The organism is Rhizobium sp. CB3171 (assembly GCF_029714265.1).
Classification (GTDB): domain Bacteria; phylum Pseudomonadota; class Alphaproteobacteria; order Rhizobiales; family Rhizobiaceae; genus Rhizobium.
Window position 1 is genome coordinate 709,273 of sequence record NZ_CP121653.1, and the last position, 21,132, is coordinate 730,404.

Genomic DNA, 21,132 nt, shown 5'->3' on the forward strand with positions numbered 1-21,132 from the left:
CAATGCTGGTTCTGACCTGCCTCTGAACTTTCATCCAGCGGCGAATAGAGCCTCGGCGGTTATAATCGTCCGCCCATTCGGCGATGGCGCTGCGGGCATGATCGAGACCGAAGAACAGGCTTTCGTTCAGCAGCTCGTCGCGCATCCGTCCGTTGAAGGACTCGATGTAACAGTTCTGCATTGGCTTTCCCGGTGCGATGTAGTGCCACTCGACCTTGTGCTCCTTTGACCAGGCGAGGATCGCGTTCGACGTGAATTCCGTGCCATGGTCGGAGACAATCATGCCGGGCTTGCCCCGCCGCTCGAGGAGCGCCGTCAATTCGCGAGCAACACGACGGCCGGAGATCGAGGTGTCCGGGATCGCCGCCAGACATTCGCGCGTCACGTCATCGACGATGTTGAGCACGCGAAATCTTCTTCCGCAGGCGAACTGATCGTGGACGAAATCCAATGATCAGCGGGCATTGGCCTTGGCTTCTACGAGTATTGGCGCACGCGTTCCGACGGCACGCCGCCTGGTCTTCCGCTTGCGAACCGACAGGCCTTCCTCGCGGTATAGCCGGTAGACGCGGTTGACACCGGACGGCTCTCCCCCCGCCTGAGCGGGACAAACAGTCGCCGATAGCCGAAACGCCGCCGCTCGTTGGCGAGGTCGCGCAGTCTTGGGCGAACCAGGTTCGGAAGGAATGAGCCGCTTGCTTTTTTGGCGTTCGGCAGGCAGGGGCAGACGAATGCGGGTTTGCATCTGCCTGCCCGTCATGGCTCGCAGGAATGCTTGCTTCCTGATCAATAGGATCGATGAAGTCGCGCCGGTCGTCTTGGGGCTTCCTGCACATGCTACAAGCGCGGTTCCTTGAAGGTCTCCTGAATCAGGTGCCCACGGCCCCACCAAACGGTGGCCGGGATGGACGAGCGTATTTATGCGCGGCTGATGTCGGCGGCTAGGTAATTGCCCAGGAAGGCCTGCGGGTAAATTTGGCCGCGGCCTGGTTGATAATCGAGCAGCATGATCGGCTCGACACTGCCCTCGTCACTCCGATACCTTGCAGAAGGGAGACCAAATCGATCTCGGTGCGGTCCAATCTATGCGCTGGGAGGCTTGCGGCACTTTTCACGCCATGAAACTGCCCGACAGAAAACGTGCATACGAATTTATCCCTCCATCTTTTTTATGAGTATGATGACCGCTATCATGCCGGATCCGGCATGATAGCGGGGATCGGTAATATGGATTACTAGGCAACGCTTGCGGTTTGTGTCGCCGCGGGCTCGTTCGCTTTCGCGATCGTTAATATTCGGTAGCAGTGATTTATCCAATGTCCGCGGTACCCCTTAGACCTGCCAAAGGTTCGCAAGGATCGTGTCTGCGTAAGTGGTTCAGCCTTCAGTCTGCGGACCAATCGACCATTCCTCGATTTCGCTATTAGATAATTCATCAGATCTGCAGTGATGCCAACACGCACCGCAATACAGCGAGATATATCGAGCTCAAGGACCACAAATAGCCGACCGGCAATGAGGCAGTGTGGCTAAATCTCATTTGCGCCGCGCGCACCTTCAGTTCGGTGTCGGATGTCGTTGAAGTTAGGTGGCAGCACTCGGCGCTTGGACAGGCACCACCATGTACCAGTGGTTGAAACATAGAGTCTTCAACATTCGTCGTGTGGGAAGAAAAATGGAAAAAGTTCCATATTTGGCCAGTCAGAACGGGCGTTTTTTTGCAAAGGTGAAGATACCGAGAAGATTGCGCTATCTCCATTTTGCCGGTGCCGCCGAGTTAAAGCGGGCTTTGGGCAGTGATCGAGATGAGGCGATAAAGCAGCTGCCCGCCGTTCTCGATGAATTGCGGGAAAAAATCCGAATGGCGCGGCAAATCGAAGCGGCGAAAACCGGGCTGGAAAAGATTCCCTACTTGCTCAATCGAGACGGACGCTTCTTTGCTAGGGTCAAGATCCCGAGATCCTTGCGTCATGACAATTTTGGTGGGTCGACCGAACTGCGACAGCCCTTGGGCGGTGACAGAGGCGAAGCGATAAAGCGTCTGCCGGCCATCCTCGACGAGTGGTGGGAAAAAATAAAACTTGCCAAGCAGCGCCATACAGAAACTGCGATACGACCCGAGATCTTCAACCCTAAAACCGTGGGTCAAATCATCGCGCGCGACTATCTCGCGCAAATGAAGGCGAATGATGAATTTCGAAGCCAGGCATTATCCGAATGGGACGATGCAGCTATTGACGAGGCCGCTGAGAAGATCCCTAACTTGCTCGAGCAGAGGGGGCGCTTTTATGCACGGATCAAGATACCGCTCTATTTGCGGGACGATCATTTTGCTGGCGCACATGAGCTTAGACGGCCCCTGGGCGGCGATCGAAAACGTGCAATCGGGCTTCTACCCTCAGTACTCCAAGAATTGCGCGAAAAAATCGATTTCGTCCGGCACGGCGGAGAGGGGGCCTTGGGACCAGGCGGGGCGCGCCATCCCAAATCTTTAGCCTCCATTGTCGCTGCCGACTACCTGGTGCAAATCAAAGCGGATCTGGAATTGCGAGGCGGTGCAGTCTTCCAGTCGGATAATGCTGTTGCTCTTCACAAAGATCATTGGATGCGCGGCTACTTGGGCGTTTTGAATGACGAGGAGTTACGGCGCCTGGTTGGCAATCGGATCGAAATTGCCAGGCGCCAAGGTTGGCATGTCTGCGAATACGGTTCACTCGAATGGCGGAATCTCGCGCGGGGCCTTTGTATTTCGAGCTATGAGGTCATGGCGCGACAGGATGAGCGCAATCGGAATATTTTCGACGGAAAGCCGGATCACCCGCTGCTACAGAAAGGGATTGCAAGGGTCCTTAGGACAAAAAAGGCGCCCATCAGAATCTTGACGTTCGTCCAAATTATTGATGCCGAACTCAAATATCGCAGCATGGGCCGTGATCCTCGTCGTCTGGCTGCTTATACGGTGGAGAAATTTCGCCATCATGCGCAGGAGTTCGCGATTTTTCGCAATTCGGACAACGCACTCACGGTAACGGCTAAGGAGGCTCTCCTATGGCGTCATCAGTTGTTGTCGACAAGGTCGCTAGCGAATTCGACGGTGAAGCAGAAGATCCAGAATATCAAGACGATACTCAATTGGGCGCGGTATCACGAACCGGGCATTGTCTTTCCTCACGGCAATCCATTGGCGGGAGTGAGGCCTCCGCAATCAATTCGTCAACCCTCCCATCTGAGGACCTATACCCTTGAGGAGGCGACAACAATCTTACGTGCGGCACGCCTTGAAAAAGAACCTATATTTCGGTGGATACCTTTTTTGTGCGCCTATTCCGGGATGAGGATCGGGGAGGCCGCTTTTCTCGAAAAAGAGGATTTCTTTCAGCATCTCGATCGATGGTATTGGCAGGTTTCGACCATCGGCGGTCGGTCGTTAAAGACCGCGTCCAGCCAGCGGCGTATACCTGTGCATCCGGCGTTAATCGCGGAAGGCTTTATGGACTTCGTGTTCACGGTCAAGAAGGGGCCACTATTCTACAGAAAACGTAGTAAAGCTTATAGGATCAGGCCCGTGCTGGCGACCTGGGTGCGATCACTGATTCCCTATTTGCACCGCCCGTCCCTTCGGCCGAATCACGGATGGCGGCACCTCTTCGAGGATCTGTGCCGCCGCGATCTGATGGATGAGGATGCGCGGGCCTATATCCTTGGGCGAAGCGTCGGTGCAAGCAGGGAGCTCTATGGACGCTCAGATATCATGCTGCCGGGATTAGCTGCGGCAATGGATCAGGTCAGGCCTTTCGAGATTTGAGACGGGGTTCAGATAGGTCGATGATGTGATTTACCGGAGACCAATCATCCGATGGAGTGGGTTCGAAGCTTGGTGCAAATATGCCTGCAGATTGGCAAAATTCCTCTATTTGTGATCATTCGCGCAGAGCAGTTGCATCTCTGGACGCATAAAAAATCGTTTATGACTGGCCTCGGCACCGAGGCGCGTTCAAGAGGTATGGGGTCGAATAAAAAATGGAAATCGCTCTTGTAATTTGAGAATGGCGCAGGTAGATGACACTCACCGAACGCGAGGGCGATCATGCTCCGTCCGCGAGAGGGCGATTAGCTCAGTTGGTAGAGCGCCTCGTTTACACCGAGGATGTCGGGAGTTCGAGTCTCTCATCGCCCACCAGTTTTTCCTCGAAAATTGGCTAAACATCAACGATAATAGCCACTTGAAGTTTCCTTCGGAATTATCGATTCCCCTTAGCCGCCTCCAAACTCTGGGAGCGGGGAGAATGAACCGGAGATAGTTCTCGGCAGAACATACTGGTTGTGAGTGGGATCGGATCGCGGTGGCAAGCGCCACCTAGGCAGTTGTGACAATTTAATAATTGAGCCAAATTGCAACAGTGGCGAGTTTGACCGGTTTGTCCGAGAACTACATTTGCTCTTCGCACCACCGGACACAAATCCTCTGACGGGTTCTCATCGATCGACGCCAGCTAAGCGCAACTCATCACCGACCTGCGAAAGTCAGCTCTGAACCTGTCTCTTGTCGGGAATCCCAGGCCGCTAAATCATTGCTACCGACAATCGCAATATGCGAATTCTCCTAATAGAACGGTTAAGGTTGAAATTGTAGGGTGGCAGTGGCCGTCGATGCAGCACGATGCGTGCGGGGCTGCGCTTTTATGATGCACTATCCCTATAGCTCACTTTGGTGGTCAGAGGTTAGTAAAGGGGTCGGTTAAAAGGTCCAACTAACGACTGGGGCTTGGGGTAAGGCTGAAAGACAATATGACTATGAACGCGAAAAAACTGTCCGGAACATTTAAGGTTGCGAACGGCTCTTTTCTATCAGAGCGTGTTTCCTCATCGATTTTTCTGCCAAACAGCTTGGGTTTCTTGGCAACGGCATGCTCGGAGTTTAGCGGTGTCTGATCTAAATAAGTCGCCACCATTTTTGATGGCGGTGCTGTCGCAACTGAAGATGGCTTTCCTTGGCATTGGCGCCACCAGCGCCCTTATCAATGTTCTGGCATTGACCGGCTCGTTCTTTATGTTGCAGGTCTATGATCGGGTGATACCGGCGCGTAGTTTGCCTACCCTTATCGGTCTGGGTATCATTGCCGTCACGCTCTATGCCTTCCAGGGGATCCTCGAGGTGGTCCGCTCTATGCTTTTGGTGCGTGTAGGCCTTTCGGTCGATGAGCGGTTCGGAGCAACGGTCTACGATTCTCTTGTTCTTTTTCCCGCCCGCATGCAGGTGCATGGGGATGGCCTCCAGCCCGTCCGCGACCTTGACGTCGTGCGCTCATTCCTTTCTGGGCCGGGACCAACCGCTCTGTTTGATTTTCCATGGATGCCATTTTATCTCGGTATGTGTTTCCTTTTTCATGTGTGGATCGGGGTTACGGCACTTGCCGGGGCGTCTATCCTGGTGGGCCTTACGATCTTGGCCGAACGGATGTCGCGCGAGTCCGCACAGGAGGCAGCTAAGATCGTCTCGGAACGGATGGCTCTCGCTGAAGCAACACGTAGAAACTCCGAAGCCGTACTTGCGATGGGTTTCGGCCATATGCTTGGCGCGAAGTGGAATGAGATTAACAGTCGCTATCTTGGCAACCATTTGCGTTTGTCGAACGTAACTGTGACACTCGGAACAATTTCGAAGATTTTGCGGCTGATACTGCAATCAGCCGTACTTGCTGTTGGAGCGATGCTCGTCATTCGTCAGGAAGCTTCGGGCGGCATCATGATTGCAAGTTCTATTCTTCTCGGCCGAGCGTTGGCTCCGGTCGAATTGGCGATCAGCCAATGGAAAGGCTTTGTCGCAGCCAGAGACAGTTGGTCGCGTCTGATGAGGCTCGCCGACCTGATGCCTGTTAATGGGCGAGAAGTTTCGTTGCCCAGACCGGAAAAGGTCTTGAAGGTAGAAAATTTGCAGCTTGCAGCGCCAGGCTTCAAGACCCCGATCGTGCGAAACATATCCATAGAGCTTCAAGCGGGAGATTCCGTTGGAGTGATCGGTCCCAGTGCATCTGGTAAATCTACGCTTGCACGGGGACTCGTTGGGCTTTGGCCGCCGGTCGCCGGAACGGTTCGCTTGGACGGAGCGTCGCTGTCGCAATGGGATCCACATGCGCTTGGCGAGCATATCGGATATCTGCCGCAGGATGTCGCATTGTTTGGCGGAAGCATCGCTGAAAACATCGCCCGGTTTGACCCGGATGCGACGTCAGAAAAGATCATTGCGGCGGCGAGAGCCGCGGGCGTGTACGATATGATCCTGCAATTCTCCAAAGGTTTTGAAACGAAAATTGGCGAGCAAGGGGCTGCGCTGTCGGGCGGACAGCGGCAGCGCATTGCGCTGGCCCGAGCGCTTTATGGCGAGCCGTTCCTGATCGTTCTCGACGAGCCGAATTCGAATTTGGATGCTGATGGGGAGATGGCGTTATCGCGTGCGATACTGAGCGTGAAAGCCCGTGGAGGCATTGTCGTCGTCGTTGCGCATCGTCCTAGCGCGCTTGCTGCTGTCGACAAGGTTCTCGTGCTGACCAATGGCCAAATGCAGGCATTTGGTCTGAAGGATGAGGTTCTCAGGAAGACAACGCAGCCGGGACCATCTGGGCTTCAACCTGTTCGGCTGATTATCGGGGGCGAGGAGATGGCACAATGAAGGGCGCTTACATGCCCCTTGCCGAGCGCGCCGTCCGTCGCTTGACGCTGATTGCGCTCACGGCGGTTGTCCTTCTCGTCGGAGTACTGGGAGGATTGGCTGCCACTATTCGTCTCCAAGGGGCAGTTATCGCCACTGGCACGTTGGTCGTTGACAGCTATGTCAAACCTGTCCAGCACCAAAAAGGCGGAACTGTTGGCCAGGTATTCGTCAAAAATGGCGATCAAGTTGCTGGTGGCCAAATACTTGTCCATCTCGACGATACGCAGGTGCGCGCCAACCGTGCGATTATCTCAAAGCGGCTGAAGGAGCTTTCGGCGCGCGTGGCTCGGCTTTCGGCAGAACGAGATGCGAAAGAGACGATCACCTTTCCAGAGGACCTTCTAAACGAGCAAGATATAGCCGAAGTAGCGGCGATACTTGATGGAGAGCGGCGGCTATTTGAAGATCGGCGCTCATCCAAGACAGGACGTAAGGCGCAGTTGGCCGAACGAGTACGTCAGCTTTCGAAGGAAGCGGAGGGGCTGGGTGCTCAGCAGGAAGGCAAACGACAGGCAATTGCCATCTTAAATACGGAACTCGCTAGTCTCCAGCCATTACTTGAGCAGGGTATTATTCCCGCAACGCGAGTCTACAGCTTACGGCGGGATGCCGCGGACCTTACCGGCGAACTTGGCAGCCTGATTGCTTCCGCGGCTCAAACCAATGGCAAGATCGCTGAAACTCAGTTGCAGATTATACAAATCGACGACGATCAACGGACCGAGGTATCAGATCAGTTGCGTCAGGCCGAAAGTGATATCAGCGAATATTCCGAGCGGCTCGTAGCCGCAGAAGATGAGCTGAAACATATCGATATTCGCGCGCCTCAGGACGGGATAGTTCATCAGCTTGTCGTCCATGCCGCCGGCACCGTCGTCACGCCTGGTGAAGCGATCATGCAGATCGTACCCGACAAGGATGCACTGACGCCGGAACTAAAGCTGTCACCGCGAGATATCGACCAAGTGGCTGTCGGGCAGGAGGTGATGGTTCGGTTTTCGGCATTCAATCAACGCACCACGCCGGGATTGGCTGGTCGGGTAACAAGCATAGGCGCCGATCTGTCGACCGACCAACGCACCGGGCAGAGCTACTATGATATCAGGGTCGCTATATCGGAGGTCGAATGGGCACGGCTGGGTAATCTGGTCCCAATAGCGGGAATGCCGGTGGAGGCATTCGTCCAGACGGATCAGAGAACGGTCTTGGCATATTTGGCAAAGCCGTTGTCTGATCAGATGGTTCGTGCGTTTAAAGAACAGTAACGATGTGGAAAGGGATGACGCTGGAAAATCAAAGATTGTGCCAAGCTTTCTGCCACCCTTGCTTGCAGAATCTTCATTCCTTGTTTATTCAGCTTCGGTGAATGATCGGTCATTGAATTCGCCATGACCCAGGAGACGTGAATGCAGACGACGCTCTATCCAGTTTCTATTTTCGGAGACGATGCAGATGGATTGATCTACGGACGGATTTGGTCGCAAACTTCACTGGATTATTCGTTCACGACCAGCGGCACGCAATATGTCAACTATAGTGGCGAAGAGGCGACATTCCAGCCACTCAATGCAACCATGCAGACTGCGGTGAATTCCGCGCTAGCGCAGTATGCTGCCGTCTCGAACCTTACCTTCACGGAACAAAAGGCGGACCCGGGAAGTGCAACAATTCGTTTCGGCATGTCGGATGAAGCGCAAGATACCGCTTATACATATGCGCCATCGAGCTATGATCAGGGTGGAGATGTCTGGTTCGGTACGCAAACCGACGCAAGTGCGATGACCGATCCGATCAAGGGCAATTATGCCTGGATCTCTACACTGCATGAGATCGGGCATGCACTTGGCCTAAAGCATTCTTTTTCGGCCTCGTCATTGAATTCTTCAACGGTGAGCATTTGGCATGACAGTATGGAATATACGGTCATGAGCTACCGCTCCTATTTTGCAGCATCGTTGAGCGCAGGTTACACCAACGAAGAGTTCGGCTTTGCGCAGTCGCTAATGATGTATGACATTGCCGCAATCCAGAAATTGTATGGTGCCAATTTTACGACGCATTCAGGCGACACGACCTACACCTTTTCGCCCACGACCGGTGAGATGTTCATCGATGGAGTGGGGCAAGGGAAGCCTGGCGATAACCTTATTTTTCTCACTGTTTGGGATGGTGGTGGTAACGATACATATGATTTCTCGAACTACACCACAAATCAATCCATAAATTTGCAACCGGGCAGTTCGTCGTTAATGTCATTTATGCAGAGCGCCTACCTTGGGGATGGTCACTTTGCGCAGGGCAATGTCTACAATGCCCTTCAGTATAATGGCGACAGCCGCTCGTTGATCGAAAACGCAATCGGTGGATCCGGTAACGATACGATTATCGGCAACGCCGCAAACAACACGCTTAAGGGTGGCGCCGGTAACGACTGGCTCAAAGGCGGCACTGGCAACGATTGGCTCGATGGAGGAGCTGGCGTTGACACAGCGGCGTTCAATTTTAGCCTTGCGCAGGCAACGGTCGATTACGGTTATCGCGCATTGGTAGTGAAGGGCGTCGGAGCGACGGAAAGTCTAGTTTCGGTCGAGAAACTGCAATTTTCCGATAGAACGGTTGTTCAAGGCGGAGACGGCCTGGTCGATGATATTTTTTACTACACCCATAATCGTGATGTTCTTAACGCAGGCGTCAATGCAGGTCAGCACTATGACCAGCATGGGTGGAAAGAAGGGCGTGACCCCAATGAATTCTTCAGCACGTCCGAATATTTGGCGAAATATCATGACGTCGCAGCGGCCGGAATCGACCCGCTTCAGCATTACGAGCAATACGGGTGGAAGGAAGGGCGTGACCCCTCTGACATTTTCCACACGTCGGAATATCTGCGGATAAATCCGGACGTTGCAGCGGCTAAGATCGATCCGCTTGAACACTATCTGACGTACGGCTTCTACGAAGGTCGCCCTGTTAGTGCAAAGGATTTGTTGATCAACGGCGAATTCTACTCCGAGAACAACCCGGATGTTGCTGCTGCTCATATGGATCCGGAGCAGCACTATAACCAATATGGCTGGCGTGAGGGGCGCGATCCGAACGCGTTTTTTGATACGTCAGCATATTTGGCCAAGAACAGCGATGTGGCCGCAGCCGGCGTTAACCCTTTCACCCACTATCTACAATACGGCTGGCACGAAGGGCGAGATCCCTCCACTAATTTTGATACGGCAGGGTATCTGAAGCTCTATCCTGATGTTGCCGCCTCTGGGATGAACCCTCTTGTACATTATTTGGAGTACGGCATATTCGAGGGCCGGACCTACGTGAATGACGGCGTGCTCGCATAGGTAGGCTGCTCAAGCCCGGTTACGGGTTTTCTTAAGTCGCGTCCTGCTGATCTTCATCAATCTATCTTGTGCTGTGGTTCCAGTTGCCATTCGGTTTTGAATTTCCTTGTATTGAAATTTAGCGGAAGCAAACCCTGTCTGGCGGACCGGGTCTGTAGTTGGATATTGTTAGCGGACATGAGAAGCTGCTGTGAGCTTCGTGAGCGTCCGGTGAGCCGGTTTTGGTTAGGTGCGGAATTAGCGCAAGTTACGACACAGATGAATCATTTGTGACGTAGCAGGGTATGAATGGCCAAGGTTGAGATCCTGACGGGTGCCGAGCGACAACGTCGATGGTCCACAGAACTGAAGCTTTCGATATTGCAAGAAGCGTTCGGTGGTGATGGCAGCGTTTCGGATGTAGCGCGCCGGCACGACGTTCTTCCGCAACAGATATACGCTTGGCGAAAGAAGTTCTCGCCGCCCAAATCGAAATCTCCAGAGACCGCATCGTTCGTCCCGGTTTCGCTTATCGGACCGTCGGAGAATCCCAGCGACGGTTCCAAGAGGAGCGGTGTTCGGTCGAGGTGCAAAGACGTTGAAATCGTCCTGACGAATGGCCGCTTACTCAGAATTGCAGCGGACATTGATCTCGAGGTGCTATCATCGTTGGTCGCTTGTGTGGAGATCCCATGGGTGCGCGACGGCCTCCATTTTTGCAGAATGAATGGCTGTAAATTAACGCCCATATTGTGAGGCCCCGATGTTCAAGACCGAAAAAGCCGCGATCGCCATTCACACAAATCTTGGCGCGATCTTCATTTCACTGGAACTGAGCCGTTCGACCTGGCTGATCACGTCGCTGTCGCCGGGGAATGGCGAGAAGATGTCGAAGCACGCTTTGAAGGCAGGAGACGTCGCCGGATTGTTCAATCTGCTTTCGAAATTGCGGGATAGATGCCGGGCCAGAACCGGGGACGCCTATCCTGTCGTCACCATTCAGGAAGCCGGACTCGACGGCTTCTGGATCCATCGCGTGTTAGAGAAGGAGGGGATCGAAAGTCATGTCGTGGACGCGGCTTCGATCGCAACATCGCGGCGCCAGCGGCGGGTGAAAACGGATCGCATCGATGGTGAGGCGCTGCTTCGGGTCCTGATGGCGTATAAGAGGGGAGAACCCCGCGTGTGCTCTATGGCGCGGGCACCATCGCCTGACGAAGAAGACCGGCGGCGGATTGGCCGGGAGCGTAAAGCGCTAACAGCCGAGCGTGTCTCCCATATCAACCGGATAAAGGGACTGCTGTTCTCACAAGGCATCACCAATTACGAGCCAATGAACAAGGACCGGCGGCAACAGTTGGAAGTACTGCAGACTGGCGACGGGCATGCCTTGCCGACGCATATGAAAGCGCAGATTGCTCGGGAGCTGGATCGGCTGGAACTTCTGCTTGAACAGATCAGGACAGTCGAGGACGAGCGCGACGCGCTCATCGCTGCGCAGACTGCGGAGATGAAGCCTTCACCGGTCACGATGCTACTTGAGCTCAAAGGGATCGGCACCGAGTTTGCAAACATCTTATGGGCGGAGGGTCTGTTCCGGCATTTTGACAACCGTCGCCAGGTCGCCGCCTATGCTGGACTGGCTCCAACACCCTGGCAAAGCGGAACTATTGATCGGGAACAGGGCGTTTCGAAAGCGGGTAATCCCCGGCTGCGGGTGACATTGATACAGCTGTCTTGGCTGTGGTTACGGCACCAGCCGGATTCGGAGCTGAGCCAATGGTTCAATGCACGCGTCCATCGCAACGGTGGACGTATGAAGAAGTCGACCATTGTCGCACTGGCGCGCAAGTTGCTGGTCGCAATCTGGAAATACGTTGCCTCGGGTGTCGTCATTGAAGGGGCAATAATGAAGAGAGCTTGATTGTCACCACACATCACCCGTTACGAAATCTACCGGGATTCTCATCAATCCTGGCGGATCCGGGTCGGCGAACCGCATGCCACCAGGGCGAAATGCCGGTAGTGGAGAATGGTCTCGTCGTCCTAAGCCCTACCCGCCGCAAGCGGGATCCTGGTGCGGCCGCAACAGCGCCGACCGAATGTGAGGTTGATCAGGCTCAGCTAACCGAGCCGTGTCATGCAGTCGGGCTTGGAACCTGGAGCCGATACCGTGAAGAGGAGAATAGAAGTGAATGACTTGACGCAGGCTTTCCCATGTGAGGCGGCATGATCGGGCCTTCTGGAAATGTGCGGGTCTATCTGGCTTGCGGGGCGACCGACATGCGCCGTGGGATCGACGGTTTATCGGCGCTGGTGGAGCAGGCGATCAAGGAAGCGCCGGGCTCTGGCGCGATCTTTGGATTCAGGGAAAGCGTGCTGATCGGATCAAGCTTTTGTGGTGGGACGGCCAGGGATTTTGCCTCTATTATAACGATCGGCGTTCATACTACACCTCTTTCCTCGCCAGTTGATGTTCTTGGCTCGGTTTGCATTTGTCGATACGCAGCAGCGCGATCTTCGAGTGGATTCCATCGACTGCATTGCTTTTGCGGCAGGTCTCCATCGGCGATTTCGTACAGGCTATAGTGCCCGTTATAGGCATGTCTGGTGATGAGGCCAAATTTGGCCCATCTGGCGACGGTTTGCTCGCTGATATTGAGATGCACTGCCGCTTCCTGTCTTGTCAGCATTCCCCGCTGTCGCAGTCGATCATATCGTGATCGCAGCTTATATTCGTGGATGAGATAGGCGACTTTGAGGGGTGTAAAGCGGGCGTCCTGGCAGCCGCGACGTGCGGTTCCACCTGGGCGATGCCCCTGCTCGTTTAGAATCTCGGCGATCTCGGGATAAATGTAATCGTCGAGAAGCCTATCGACCAGTTCAATGATGCTGGGCTTTGTCTTGATCTGCTGAGGAGAGGATTTTGGGTTCATGGTGGTGAGCGTCTGGATTTTGCCGCCCTTGAAGCGAACGTGAAGCTTAGTGGTTCCTTCCGCTGGCAACTTTAAGAGAGTGACATCCTCAATGATGTGGGCCAGCAATCGCTTGCGTTCGCGGCTTGGGGTATCCGGATCTTTCCAGAGCTGGTTGAAGTCGGCCGTCATCGCGACTAACCGTTCGTGGACAGCTTTATCGAGGATGAATTGATCGTGCTCTCGGCCACGTTCGCGCTCTTCGCGGGCACTGGCCAGCGTGCGAAGCTTCTCGTTCCATTCACCTTCGAGCGTGTCGGCGACGAGGCGGTTACTAGGATCGACAAGCATGAAGCGGCGCTGAGCGAGCTCGGCTTCCGTTTGGGCGCGTTCGATTGCGCGACAGCGCAGCCGGTCTGCTTCTTCATGCCGGGCTTGGATCTCCTTGCGGACTTCGAGAGCGAGTTCGACGGCCGCCGGCGTCATCTGCTCGGCAATCAGCATACCGATGGCTTCATCGACGGGAGGCCCAGCGATCGACTGACACATAGGCTCCGCACGATAAATGCGGGCACGATTACAAATGTACCAGGCTTCCTGCCGGCCACGTCGCGCCGCATAGCGAACCCTAAGATGGCTGCCGCACTGCCCACACGGCCCGGCCTTGCAGCAGTGCCGGTCCCTCCCTTGGGATTGAAGCTCGTGCCGCTTCAAATCCACGGCCATTCGCCTTGAGGATCTTCAGATTCTCCTGATGTCGCTCCCAGCTGATATAGCCGGGATGAGCATCGGGAATGCAGGCCGGCCAGTCATCAATGTCGCGCGCACGCAGAGTCTTTTTGCCGTCGATGGTGCGTCGAAACTGTCGTCGGCCATAGGTATAGGCGCCAGCGTAGCGCGGATTGTTCAGGACACGCATCGCCGTCGATGCGGTCAGCGGCCGAAATAGCGTGCCGCCGTTGTGTAGGCGCGATGGAAACAATAGGCCTTCATTGCGAAAGACCTTGACGGTCTGGGAGGCGGACCCGAGGCGAGAGAACATCTCAAAGAAATGAATGATCGTTTCTCTGACTTGCATGTCTGGATCAAGAGTCACATTGCCGAAATGGTCATAGACCAGCCCGGTCGGTAGGAGGCAACGAAACTCGCCGCGCCGCACCTTATTGAGAATGCCGCCGCGCAGCCGGGCTTTGATCACATGCAGCTCGGCCTCACTCATTGTTCCCTTCAGGCCGAGCAGGAGCCGGTCGTTGAAACTTGCCGGATCATAGACGCCGTCCTCGTCGAGGATCAGGGTGTCGGCAAGGGCACAGATCTCCAGCAGACGCTGCCAGTCGGCATTGTTGCGCGCCAGACGGGAGACCTCCAGGCCCATGACGATCCCGGCATGCCCCATGCCGACATCGCTGACCAGCCGCTGAAACCCCTCGCGCCACGCCGCCGATGCACCGGACTCTCCTTGATCGTTGTCGATGACGATAATCTGCTCGTCGCGCCAGCCGAGGGCGACAGCGCGTCCCCGAAGCGCATATTGCCGCCTGGCGCTCTCAACGTTCTCAACGACTTGCCGCATGGAAGACTGGCGGATGTAGAGGTAGGCGCCGCGTTCGAGGTGATGAGGCTGGACTTTGAGATGTACATTCATGGTGACCTCCGATCGTTGGTGCTCATGGCGATTGTCGCAAGGACGTGAACGACGGCGCTGTGTCCGCCGTGCAGCGGACAAGCAAATGACGATGGGTAATTCTGCTCTCGCGGAGTGCTTGCTGCTGCGGTCAGCGCCTGAACCCATCCCCACATCCCCCGGCGCAGAAAGAGCATCAGGCCGCTACGGGCCATAAGCGGCAGCGCTGCGCCGAGGGCTGCCTTGCGCAATACCTCGTACTGGGACGCGATGGTCGACGGTTGGATCGGGCATGCCGCCGTCGCGGCAATGTTTACGTGCCGCTTTTTTTTAGAACCCGCTCGATCGATCTGGGATGAAGCTCGATATCGAGTTCCTGGCGGAGCAGCTTGGCCAGTTCCCGGGCGCGAACGGGTTCTCCTGGGGCGAGCTGCGCCTGCAGAAATGCCAGGACTTTGTCGTCGATCTTGTGGGGACCGCGGGGCCCCGGCTTCGTCGGCACCAGTCCGGCAATGCCGGCCATATCGAAGTTCACCTTGGCCTGGTAGTAGGTTGGCCTGGAAACACCGTACTCGTCGGAGGCCTCCGTCACCGACACCTTGTCGATGGAGACGCGACGCAGCATCTCGTATTTGACCTGCACGGCGTCGTGCGGATCGAAGAACTCGCTGCCCCGAAACTTTGGATCGCGCACCTTCTCGGGGGTGGGATTGAACGTGCCCTCTTCGATGAGGCCATCCGTCTTTGTGCGCTTGCTGTCGTACTTCGCAGACATCGATGGCTCCGAGGACATGAAGCGGTGTTAGCGTAATGCTAATTATGACGCATTTTGCTGCCTCGTCAAGACGATGCTTATGGTCTATTTGACGAGATATCTTGTATTTGCAGGCGTAACCTCTCATAAAAGCGACCTCTTGCGGCATAATCCACTTTACAAATGCGGCATATTTATCCTTACACTTCCGCACGTCAGCCCGGCCCCGATTTGCTCGAAAGGCGCTTCACCAGAGTGGCCAACTCCATTAAGTCGACTACCCGCAAGAGCGATCGCCCGTTGCTCATGACGACCTCAGGATCCAAGCTCACAAGATCAGTCCATTGCGGAGGAACCGACCAAACAGTGGTGTCCTCGGTCTGCAGCAAAAGGCGTTCACCATGCCGGTTGTAGCGCTTGCCGACGCACGGCAACTGCCGTGGGAATAAAGGATGAAACGGATGCGTCACCCGCACTAACTGCGTATCTGCGTTGGCAGTGGCTGCATTCTGTTGTGAGGTACAAAATTCTCGAGCGCGGATACTTTCCTTGGCCGACGGCGAAAGAAGGCGTTGCGCATCTGACGCAGGCTCAGCTTTCCATGCTTGTCGAAGGGATCGATTGGCGCCGACCTGCGTGGACTTCCGCTCCAGCGCGGACCGGCTAAGGGCCTTATTTTGCTCGAAAATATGAGCAAAATGGTAGCGCTTCGGGCGCAAATCGGCTAGTTTGCCGGCATGGAAACAACGCCGTTGGACAGTCAGGATGAGCTATCTGCATTGCGCGCGCTCGTCGCTGAACAGGCGGCGAAACTCAGCGAGCAAGAAGCCGAAGTCAGCAAGCGCGACTCCATTATCGGTCTTCTGCGCGCGCAGTTGGAACTGCTCCGACATCGGCAGCACGGTCCTTCTTCGGAAAAGATAGACCGGAAGATCGAGCAATTCGAGCTGATGCTGGAGGAGATCGAGGCTTCCCGCGCCGAGGCTGAGGTGCGTTCTGGGAAAAATCCCTTACCGGAGTTGGACGATGCACCGGGTAAACCCAAACGCAGACCGCTGCCGGATGGCCTTCCAACAGAAGAGCTGATCTATCCAGCGCCCTGCAGTTGTCCGACCTGTGGCGGTACCTCCTTCCTAAAGGCGGCCGACAAGGTGGTCCAGGTGATGGAGCATGTGCCGGCGTCTGTGAAAACTGTCCGCGATGTCGAAAAGCGCATGATCTGCAGGGACTGCGATACAACGGTGTCTGGTGAAATGCCGACCTTGCCGATCGAGCGAGGCAAGCCCGGACCGGGATTGCTTGCCCACATCATGGTCGCCAAGTTCGATGATCATATTCCGCTCTATCGTCTATCCGAGATGTACGACCGGCTGGGAATAGACATATCCCGGTCCGTCATGGCGGACTGGGTTGGCCGCGTATCCGTTCTGCTTGCGCCTCTCATCTTGCTGATTAGAGCCCATATCGCCGCGGTCGACCGAATACATACGGACGATACCCCAGTCGATGTTCTCGACCCTGGGCGTGGGAAGACGAAAACAGGCAGGGTTTGGGTTTATGTCTTCGACGGCAGTGGCTATCAAGATCCGACGCCCAGGGCCATTGCCTACTATTACAGCCCGGACCGCAAGGGTGCGCATCCGGCCGACCATCTCGCCAACTTCAGCGGCGTAATGCATGCCGATGGCTATGGTGGCTATAAGAAGCTTTACGGCAATCAGATCGTCGAGGCTGCGTGCATGGCGCATGTGCGCCGCAAATTCCATGACGTCATCAAGCTGAAACCATCCCCGATCGCTGACGAAGCGCTGTCTCGCATCGGCGCGCTCTACGATATCGAGGATCGTCTCCGCGGCATGCCGGCTGACGACCGACGCACATTGCGCCGGCAACACGCCAAGCCCATTCTGGCGGACCTGAAGGTGTGGATCGAGGCCACGCTTGCGACGTTGCCGCAGAAACAGAAGCTGGCCGAAGCGATGCGATACGCCCTCTCGCGGTGGGCAGCATTGAGCGTTTACATCGACGACGGGCGCGTCGAGATAGACAACAATATAGCCGAGCGCGCCATGAGACCCCTCGGAATCGGAAGAAAAAACTGGCTCTTCGCCGGGTCAGACAAGGGCGGCGAGCGCATCGCCAACATCCTGACCATCATCGAAACAGTCAAATTGCATGGCCATAAACCCGAGGTCTATCTGACAGATGTCCTGACCAGAATCCAAGATCATCCCAAGGATCGCCTTGAGGAATTGCTGCCATGGCAGTGGACGCCCGCAAAAGACCTACATGAGGCTGGCTGATGGCTCGTTCGAAAACTATCTATACGCTCAAAGAAGTCGCCGTCATGATCGGCGAGAACCTTGAACTGCTCGAGGAAGTCACTGCCAACTCGGACAATATCGCCGAGGGCGAAATGGTCCACGTCAGTGACGGAAGCGAAATGGTACGCGAGGCCTGACTGCAGATGGCGTGGAGGGCCTTCAGGAGCTTCTCGCCGATATCCGCACATGGGATGGTGGAATCCGCGAGTTTCTCATCGATGAGCAATGCGATCCGGAAATGATCGAGCGCATCATGGCCGATGAGCTAAACCGCGAACCCTAAAGCGCGCCTCAACGATGGCAAAAATGCATTCGCCGGACGCTCACTGAGCTTCCAGGTCCGCGTCGCCATCTTTCCTTCCAGTACCGCTCGTGGACGACGTAGGTCTGGAGCAAAGGAGCAAACACCTGACGTTCCGCCGGCGCCGGTGTTTATCAAAATCTTGCACCGAAACGGTCGCGGTTTGAAAGTTCCGACAGACATCGAGCGAAGGACGCTGGCATGCTTGATCGATCGGGCCTAACCTGCCACGGGCGAGGCATGGACACCTCTTCGACTCTGTTTCGTGAGAGACCAATGCTGCGCCCACTACCGCAGATTCGATGAGGCATCGACGTCTTCCGGTAACTTTGCCAAAGCATGCAGGCTCGCGAGATCGACGTACGGAACCGGCAGGCCGCTCCTATACCCGCTCACGGAGCGGTTAAACATCCACGCTGGGACTTCTATAAGTCGATCAGAGGAAGAAACAGAAAAGCTGCAGCGGAAGATGTGCGTCCCTTTGGTCAGCGCTTCACGGACGTGAACGAGCCGCTCTGACCAGGGATTCGATTCCCGGGATACAAAAGTTCGCGAACCTCGGTCCCGCGGGTGTTCTGTCGTCGTGTTGTATAACAATTCCGGCCGCACTCATCGCTCGGATATTAGACCCGGCAAGCTATGCCGGAATCGGCTCCAACGCTATGCAAGATGAAAGCCACGCGTTTCCACCGCTTGCTCACACTGCGCCACCTGGCGTATTGAAAACTGCCGCGACTTTAACCGCCGCTGGATGAGAGTTCCGTTGCAGGTCACCGGTGTCAAGGACATTGTTATCGAGTTGCTGCGGTCGCGCTATTCTGAAGGCAAGATCGCCTAATCGATGCCGGTTCATCTTCGAGTATGGAGAAAAAGAAAAAGAAGATGGAGGGTTATTACTGATGCAACGCAAGCTGTGCAAAGCCGCGGAAAGCGTAGAACGGACCGGGGAGTTGTTCGAGCAATTCCAGCAAAAAAACAAGGGCCTCTTGCGATTTATTACATGCGGCGGCGTAGATGACGGCAAGACCACCCTGATCGGTCGCCTACTCTGGGAAACGAAGGAGGCTTTTGAAGATCAGATCGAGGCAGTCAAAAGCGATTCAAGACGTCATGGCAGCCAAGGCGGAGAAATGGACTTCGCGCTTCCTATTGATGACGGCCTTTCTGCGGAGCGCGAACAAGGCATCACGATTGATGTCGCGTATCGCTATTTCGCGACGCCAAAAAGAAAGTTCATAGCCGCCGATACACCCGGACATGAACAGTATACGCATAACATGGTGGCCGCGGCATCTTCCGCTGACGCCGCCATTTTGCTCGTTGACGCACGAAAAGGTTTGCAGACCCAAACGCGGCGTCACGCCTATCTTGCCGCCTTGGTTGGAGTGCGCCATGTTGTACTGGCTATCAACAAGATGGACATGGTGGAATTCAATAAGGACATTTATAAGAGTCTCAGTGAAGAGATGAACAGCTTAGCAAAAAAGCTGGACTTTGAGACAGTTTCTGCGATCCCGCTCAGCGCGTTGAAGGGGGACAATGTGACGGTGAGATCGTCGCATATGAGCTGGTATGGAGGGGAAACACTTCTTGGATATCTTGAAACCGTGATGCCGTCGCAGCGCTCGATAAAACGAGTGACGATGCCGGTTCAGTGGATAAACAGACCGAATTCAAACTTCAGAGGAATTTCGGGCACTGTCTCTGGCGGTCCTTTGTCCGTCAATGATGAGATCCGTGTGACGCCGTCGGGGCAAACGGCCAAGGTAGCTGAAATTGTGACAATGGACGGCTCGCTCTCCATCGCGGAAGAAGGTTCTGCCGTCACTCTGAAATTGAATCGCGAAATCGGTGTTTCGCGCGGCGACGTTATCTCGCTCGCGCAGCATCCGATCGAGTTGACCGAACATTTCGAAGCAACGATCGTTTGGATGCATGAAGATCCTGGGCTTGCTGGAAGAAGCTATGACGTCAAGCTGGCGACACAATGGGCGAGCGCATCGATTACAACAATAAAATATCGCATTAATGTCAATACGTTAGCGCACGAGGCGGGGTATACTCTTCGCTTGAACGATATTGCGGTATGCAACATCTCGCTTAGTCGGCCGCTATCGTTCGATTTATACGAGAACTCGAAGCTTCCTGGAGGTTTTATCCTTGTGGACCGCTTGAGCAACGCGACCGTTGCCGCCGGAATGATCCGACATGACCTGCGGCGCGGCCAGAATGTGCACCGCCAGGCGCTGTCAATTACCCGCGCTTCACGCGAACGTCTTAATGGTCATGGCGGGAAAGTAGTGTGGTTCACCGGCCTGTCAGGTTCCGGGAAGTCGACCATTGCAAATGCACTGGAGATCGAGTTACACGCGCGGGGGAAACGTACTTACATCCTGGATGGAGACAACGTTCGGCTGGGACTGAATAAGGATCTGGGATTCACTGACGCCGATCGCGTGGAAAATATTAGACGCATTGCCGAGGTCGCGAAATTAATGATGGATGCCGGCCTGATTGTATTGACGGCATTCATTTCTCCTTTTCGGCGCGAAAGAGAGATGGCGCGAGACTTGATTGGGCTTGAAAATTTCTTGGAAATCTATGTGAACACCCCTCTCGATGTTTGCGAACGGCGCGACCCGAAAGGCCTGTACAGGAAGGCTCGCACTGGCTTGTTGCCGAACATGACGGGCATAAACAGCCCTTATGAAGAGCCCACTAGTCCGGATTTGGTCGTTGGCGGTGAGGGACAATCAGTCTCGGACGCGGTGACAATGGCTATCGGGTTAATAGAATAGCAGTGAAGCAGCCGATGATCGATGCACTAAGAGACTTAGCTCAAATTTTCTTGATTTTCATGGACGGCACAATACATAAACCGCGCTTCGGCGCAGCAGACTAAGCCGGAGAGACCGACGATTTACCACTGCACAGCCGTTCCACATCCCTCAGACTAGTCGGCATTGCCAATGTCTCTCGAGGTTCTCAAACCGCGACGAATCTGAGCCCATTCGAAAGACTTATCCCTGAAAATTGTGCGCGGATAGCTTGGCTTGAGCGAGGCAAGTGCGTATGGATGGCACTGCTGAGGCTGTGATGAGCGCGTTTCGATCCTAAGAAAGATCAGACTTTTGACTTTCTTGATCAATACGTTAGAGATATCTCACAGTTCCACG

General features: G+C 55.0%; 14 protein-coding genes, 1 tRNA gene and 4 pseudogenes. 13 read left to right on the forward strand and 6 right to left on the reverse strand.

Annotated features, from left to right (window positions below; translation table 11 throughout):
- Window positions 1-58: 58 nt before the first annotated feature.
- A pseudogene (locus QA648_RS22550) lies at window positions 59-669 on the reverse strand (IS3 family transposase); the annotation flags it as partial.
- Window positions 670-1,621: 952 nt separating this feature from the next.
- On the opposite strand from QA648_RS22550, the gene QA648_RS22555 reads away from it, so the two are divergent.
- The 8 genes from QA648_RS22555 (at window position 1,622) to QA648_RS22590 (ending at window position 12,512) form a co-directional block, all read left to right on the forward strand.
- The gene (locus QA648_RS22555; protein WP_283053758.1) at window positions 1,622-3,805 is read left to right on the forward strand and encodes a hypothetical protein; all 2,184 of its coding nucleotides are present in this window, start codon (window positions 1,622-1,624) and stop codon (window positions 3,803-3,805) included.
- Between the two features lie 299 nt (window positions 3,806-4,104).
- Window positions 4,105-4,180: transfer RNA gene (locus QA648_RS22560), tRNA-Val, on the forward strand.
- Window positions 4,181-4,957: 777 nt separating this feature from the next.
- The gene (locus tag QA648_RS22565) at window positions 4,958-6,670 is read left to right on the forward strand and encodes a type I secretion system permease/ATPase (protein ID WP_283054244.1); all 1,713 of its coding nucleotides are present in this window, start codon (window positions 4,958-4,960) and stop codon (window positions 6,668-6,670) included.
- A complete protein-coding gene (locus QA648_RS22570) occupies window positions 6,667-7,977 on the forward strand; it encodes an HlyD family type I secretion periplasmic adaptor subunit (protein WP_283053759.1) in 1,311 nt (436 codons plus the stop codon). Before QA648_RS22565 ends, QA648_RS22570 begins: the two co-directional genes overlap by 4 nt.
- Before the next feature lie 141 nt (window positions 7,978-8,118).
- Window positions 8,119-10,059, forward strand: a complete 1,941-nt coding sequence (locus tag QA648_RS22575) for a M10 family metallopeptidase (RefSeq protein WP_283053760.1) — start codon at window positions 8,119-8,121, stop codon at window positions 10,057-10,059.
- A gap of 288 nt (window positions 10,060-10,347) precedes the next feature.
- On the forward strand, window positions 10,348-10,794 hold the full coding sequence (locus QA648_RS22580; protein ID WP_283053761.1) for a transposase: 447 nt from the start codon (window positions 10,348-10,350) through the stop codon (window positions 10,792-10,794).
- Window positions 10,795-10,801: 7 nt separating this feature from the next.
- Window positions 10,802-11,962 (forward strand): IS110 family transposase, encoded by a 1,161-nt coding sequence (locus tag QA648_RS22585; RefSeq protein WP_283053762.1) that lies wholly within the window; start codon window positions 10,802-10,804, stop codon window positions 11,960-11,962.
- A 472-nt stretch (window positions 11,963-12,434) separates the two neighbouring features.
- Window positions 12,435-12,512, forward strand: coding sequence for a hypothetical protein (locus tag QA648_RS22590; protein ID WP_283054245.1), 78 nt, complete (start codon window positions 12,435-12,437; stop codon window positions 12,510-12,512).
- Here the strand turns inward: QA648_RS22590 and QA648_RS22595 are convergent.
- From QA648_RS22595 to QA648_RS22610, 4 genes are all read right to left on the reverse strand, one after another.
- A complete protein-coding gene (locus tag QA648_RS22595; RefSeq protein WP_283053763.1) occupies window positions 12,483-13,502 on the reverse strand; it encodes a hypothetical protein in 1,020 nt (339 codons plus the stop codon). The genes QA648_RS22590 and QA648_RS22595 overlap by 30 nt on opposite strands.
- 79 nt (window positions 13,503-13,581) lie before the next feature.
- Window positions 13,582-14,598 (reverse strand): recombinase family protein, encoded by a 1,017-nt coding sequence (locus QA648_RS22600; protein ID WP_283053764.1) that lies wholly within the window; start codon window positions 14,596-14,598, stop codon window positions 13,582-13,584.
- A gap of 292 nt (window positions 14,599-14,890) precedes the next feature.
- Window positions 14,891-15,352, reverse strand: coding sequence for a helix-turn-helix domain-containing protein (locus tag QA648_RS22605; protein ID WP_283047261.1), 462 nt, complete (start codon window positions 15,350-15,352; stop codon window positions 14,891-14,893).
- Between the two features lie 194 nt (window positions 15,353-15,546).
- Entirely contained in the window at window positions 15,547-15,807 is a 261-nt protein-coding gene (locus QA648_RS22610) for a DUF5372 family protein (RefSeq protein WP_349254318.1), read from the reverse strand.
- A 47-nt stretch (window positions 15,808-15,854) separates the two neighbouring features.
- Between QA648_RS22610 and tnpB the strand changes: the two are divergent.
- The 3 genes and pseudogenes from tnpB to QA648_RS22625 all read left to right on the forward strand — a co-directional run.
- Window positions 15,855-15,998: pseudogene (gene tnpB / locus QA648_RS22615) on the forward strand (IS66 family insertion sequence element accessory protein TnpB); the annotation flags it as partial.
- Between the two features lie 70 nt (window positions 15,999-16,068).
- A complete protein-coding gene (locus QA648_RS22620) occupies window positions 16,069-17,634 on the forward strand; it encodes an IS66 family transposase (RefSeq protein WP_283053767.1) in 1,566 nt (521 codons plus the stop codon).
- The gene (locus tag QA648_RS22625) at window positions 17,634-17,792 is read left to right on the forward strand and encodes a hypothetical protein (RefSeq protein WP_283053768.1); all 159 of its coding nucleotides are present in this window, start codon (window positions 17,634-17,636) and stop codon (window positions 17,790-17,792) included. The genes QA648_RS22620 and QA648_RS22625 overlap by 1 nt, the downstream gene beginning before the upstream one ends.
- A 22-nt stretch (window positions 17,793-17,814) precedes the next feature.
- Here QA648_RS22625 and QA648_RS22630 read toward each other — a convergent pair.
- Window positions 17,815-17,928, reverse strand: a pseudogene (locus QA648_RS22630) (IS5/IS1182 family transposase); the annotation flags it as partial.
- 625 nt (window positions 17,929-18,553) lie between these two features.
- Between QA648_RS22630 and QA648_RS22635 the strand changes: the two are divergent.
- Window positions 18,554-18,711: pseudogene (locus tag QA648_RS22635) on the forward strand (IS3 family transposase); the annotation flags it as partial.
- A gap of 144 nt (window positions 18,712-18,855) precedes the next feature.
- On the forward strand, window positions 18,856-20,754 hold the full coding sequence (gene cysC, locus QA648_RS22640) for an adenylyl-sulfate kinase (RefSeq protein WP_283053769.1): 1,899 nt from the start codon (window positions 18,856-18,858) through the stop codon (window positions 20,752-20,754).
- The last annotated feature ends 378 nt before the right edge of the window (window positions 20,755-21,132 follow it).

Excerpts from the sequence above, each read along its gene's own strand:
- QA648_RS22555 (WP_283053758.1), top strand. The coding sequence starts at position 1,622 with ATGTACCAGTGGTTGAAACATAGAGTCTTCAACATTCGTCGTGTGGGA.
- QA648_RS22565 (WP_283054244.1), top strand. The coding sequence starts at position 4,958 with ATGGCGGTGCTGTCGCAACTGAAGATGGCTTTCCTTGGCATTGGCGCC.
- QA648_RS22570 (WP_283053759.1), top strand. The coding sequence starts at position 6,667 with ATGAAGGGCGCTTACATGCCCCTTGCCGAGCGCGCCGTCCGTCGCTTG.
- QA648_RS22575 (WP_283053760.1), top strand. The coding sequence starts at position 8,119 with ATGCAGACGACGCTCTATCCAGTTTCTATTTTCGGAGACGATGCAGAT.
- QA648_RS22580 (WP_283053761.1), top strand. The coding sequence starts at position 10,348 with ATGGCCAAGGTTGAGATCCTGACGGGTGCCGAGCGACAACGTCGATGG.
- QA648_RS22585 (WP_283053762.1), top strand. The coding sequence starts at position 10,802 with ATGTTCAAGACCGAAAAAGCCGCGATCGCCATTCACACAAATCTTGGC.
- QA648_RS22595 (WP_283053763.1), bottom strand. The coding sequence starts at position 13,502 with ATGTGTCAGTCGATCGCTGGGCCTCCCGTCGATGAAGCCATCGGTATG.
- QA648_RS22600 (WP_283053764.1), bottom strand. The coding sequence starts at position 14,598 with ATGAATGTACATCTCAAAGTCCAGCCTCATCACCTCGAACGCGGCGCC.
- QA648_RS22605 (WP_283047261.1), bottom strand. The coding sequence starts at position 15,352 with ATGTCTGCGAAGTACGACAGCAAGCGCACAAAGACGGATGGCCTCATC.
- QA648_RS22620 (WP_283053767.1), top strand. The coding sequence starts at position 16,069 with ATGGAAACAACGCCGTTGGACAGTCAGGATGAGCTATCTGCATTGCGC.
- QA648_RS22625 (WP_283053768.1), top strand. The coding sequence starts at position 17,634 with ATGGCTCGTTCGAAAACTATCTATACGCTCAAAGAAGTCGCCGTCATG.
- cysC (WP_283053769.1), top strand. The coding sequence starts at position 18,856 with ATGCAACGCAAGCTGTGCAAAGCCGCGGAAAGCGTAGAACGGACCGGG.